The sequence below is a fragment of the Kitasatospora sp. NPDC091257 genome (assembly GCF_044757675.1).
In the GTDB taxonomy this organism is placed as follows: Bacteria; Actinomycetota; Actinomycetes; order Streptomycetales; family Streptomycetaceae; genus Kitasatospora; species Kitasatospora lactacystinica.
The window spans coordinates 1-2,901 of record NZ_JBIVVI010001145.1 but is presented as its reverse complement, the minus strand read 5'-3'; the positions used below and the strand labels follow the sequence as shown (position 1 = coordinate 2,901).

General features: G+C 77.8%; 1 protein-coding gene and 1 pseudogene. One reads left to right on the top strand and one right to left on the bottom strand.

Annotation, left to right across the window (positions count from 1 at the left end; all coding sequences use genetic code 11):
* Nucleotides 1–1,034, top strand: a pseudogene (locus tag ACIQOV_RS35560) (regulator); the annotation flags it as partial.
* Nucleotides 1,035–1,314: 280 nt separating this feature from the next.
* Here ACIQOV_RS35560 and ACIQOV_RS35555 read toward each other — a convergent pair.
* On the bottom strand, nucleotides 1,315–2,646 hold the full coding sequence (locus ACIQOV_RS35555) for an FAD-dependent oxidoreductase (RefSeq protein WP_401054957.1): 1,332 nt from the start codon (nucleotides 2,644–2,646) through the stop codon (nucleotides 1,315–1,317).
* Between the last annotated feature and the right edge of the window lie 255 nt (nucleotides 2,647–2,901).

Sequence of the window (2,901 nt, the reverse complement as noted above, 5' to 3'; positions counted from 1 at the left end):
CCCGCAGCACGGCCGGGACCACCGGCACCGCCCCCACCATCGGCCGGGTGCCGATCCAGAGCCGCCGGCCGCCGGTCGCCGTCGAACCGCCGTACACCGACCCGGCCCGCGAGTCCCGCCCCACCCTGCGGGTCGGCCGCGGCGACATCGCCGCCATCCGCGCCGTCGGCGACCTCTTCCGCGCGCTCGACCACGCCTACGGCGGCGGCCACGCCCGCCAGGCGCTGGTCCGCTACCTGGAGAGCGAGGCCGAGCCGATGCTGCGCGGCCGCTACGGGGAACAGATCGGCCGGGCCCTGTTCGGCGCGGTCGCCGACCTCACCAGGCTGGCCGGCTGGACGTCCTTCGACATCGCCGCGCACGGCCTCGCCCAGCGCTACTTCGTCCAGGCGCTGCGCCTCTCCCAGGCCGCCGGGGACCGCGCGCTCGGCGGCTACGTGCTGGTGACGATGAGCCAGCAGGCCGTCCACCTGGGCCACGGCCGGGAGGCGGTCCAGCTCGCCCGGGTCGCCCAGCAGGGCGTGGGCACCGCCGTGCCGCCGGTCGTCCAGTCGCTGATGCACGCCGCCGAGGCGCGCGGGCACGGGCTGCTGGGTGACGTCCGGTCCTGCACCACCGCCCTGGTGCGCGCCGAGCGCTCCCTGGCGGCGGCCCGGACGGGCGACGAACTGCCCTCCTGGGCGCGGTACTTCGACGAGGCCCAGCTCTCCGACGAGTTCGCCCACTGCTACCGCGACCTCCAGCAGTGGCGGACGGCCGCGCAGCACGCCGAGAAGTCGCTGCGGCTGCGTTCGCCCGCCTACGCCCGCAGCCGGATCTTCTGCCGTCTGGTGCTGGCCACCGCCCGGCTCGGCATGGGGGACCTCGACGAGGCCTGCACCATGGCCACCGACGCGCTGCGGGCGGCGGGGGAGATGCGCTCGGCCCGCTCGCTGGAGTACGTCCGGGACTTCCACCGCCGCCTCACCCCCTACCGCGGCAGCCCGGTGGCCCGCGCCTTCGAGGAGACGGCCCGGCAGGCGGGGGTGATCTGACCGAAGGACGGGTGGGGCCCGCCCCACGCACCCGGCGCACGGAGATCCGGGCCCAGCGGCCCCGGCCCGGACCTCCGGCCGTTCCGCGGCGGCCGTCACCGGCGCTGAGCGGCCCGCGGACGGCCGGGAACGGCCGGGAACGGCGGCAGGAACACGGGCACCGGCCACGCGGTGCCCGCCGTTCCGGCAGGGCGCCGCGACGCCCGCCGGAGCCGAGGAGCCTGCCGATGCCGCTCGCCGTGCCCGCGCCTGTGCCTGGGCGCGGGCGCGGGCCGGGCCGTCAGGCCGCCGCCTCCGCCTCCCGGGCGTCGGCGGGGACACCGAGGTCGCCCAGCACCGCCTGTGCCGCCCGCCGCCCGGAGACCAGCGCGCCCTGCACGGTGCTGGTGTCCCGGTGGTCCCCGGCGACGTACAGCCCGGCCAGCAGCCGCACCGGGCGGCGGGGGTTGTGCGGCGGCGGCATCGCGGGCAGCGCGTCCGGGACGTGCCGCACGCCGAGGAACTGCCAGCCCGACGTCGAGCCGCCGTACAGCTCGGCCAGCCGGGCCCGGACGGCCGGTTCCAGACCGGCCGGGCCGCCCACATCGAAGGCGCGCCGCCCGAGCACGGTGGTGGCGATCAGTGACTGGCCGGCCGGGGCGTAGGACGGGTGCAGCTCGCTGAGCACCAGTGAGTGCGAGACCAGCGGCGGGTGCCCGTTCGGCCGGTCGCCGTCGAGCAGCAGGACGGCCTCGCCCAGCGGGGCGGCGTCGGCGGCGTGGTAGAAGGTCGTGACGGGGTGGAAGTCCGGTAGCCGCAGCCCGGGCAGCAGTTCGGCGGCGGAGCGGGCGTCGGTGGCGACGATGACGGCCTGGGCGCCGATCCGCCCGTGCGCGGCGGTCTCCACGCCGTCCGCGGCGATCGAGGTGACCCGCACCCGGGTGCGGACGGTGCCGGCGGGGAGGGCGGCGGCCAGTTGGGCCGGCACCGCCGCGATCCCGGCGGCGGGCAGACAGAGCCGCCCACGCGCGTACGAGCGCAGCACCAGGTCGGCGACCCGGCTGCTGGTCCCGAGCGCCGGATCGGAGAGCAGGGCGCTGAGCAGCGGTCGCAGGAAGCCGTCCACGGTGCGCTGGGCCAGGCCGTGGCCGGCCAGTGCGCGGGCGGCGGTGGTCTCCGGACGGGCCTGGAGCCGGCCGACCGGGGTGGCGGCGAGCCGGCCGAGCCGGCCCGCCAGCCGGGCCTTGTCCAGCGGGCTGCCGAGCGGGGCCCGGGCGGCGGCCTGCCGGGCGACGGTGAGCTGGGGGTCCCCGGCGCGGTAGCGGCGGCCGGCGCTGTGCACCAGCACGCCAGGCGCGAGCTGGCGCAGGTCGAGGCGGTCGAGGTCGAGCGTGCGGCGCAGCTCGGGGAAGGCGGTGTTCAACAGGTGACTGCCGTCGTCGAGCCGGAATCCGTCCTGCTCGCGGGTGGCCATCCGGCCACCGATCCGGTCGGTGGTCTCCAGGACCTGAACGGTGAGGCCGTGGCCGGTGAGCGCGCGGGCGGCGGCCAGGCCCGCGAGTCCGGCGCCGACCACGACGACGTCCGGGTCGGACGGCCGGCGGGCGCGGCGGGTGAAGTCGTACGTGGGCACTGGGGTGCTCCCTCCCTGGTCCCGGGGCTCCGGCCGACGCAGGCAGCGGGGTGCCGGGACACGGTCCGTGGAGGGTGATGCCCAGTCAGTGTGAGCATCAGACAAGCGCATCGGGCCGGATCCGAAGGCCGGGGAGGGTCCTGCGGCACCAGGCGGGGGAGTGGTCACGGACAGTGCGCCGTGGTGGCCGGGTTCGGGGGTCGGTGGGCGCGTACGGTCACCGGGGGCGTGCGACGCGCCCACCAAGTGCTCCCG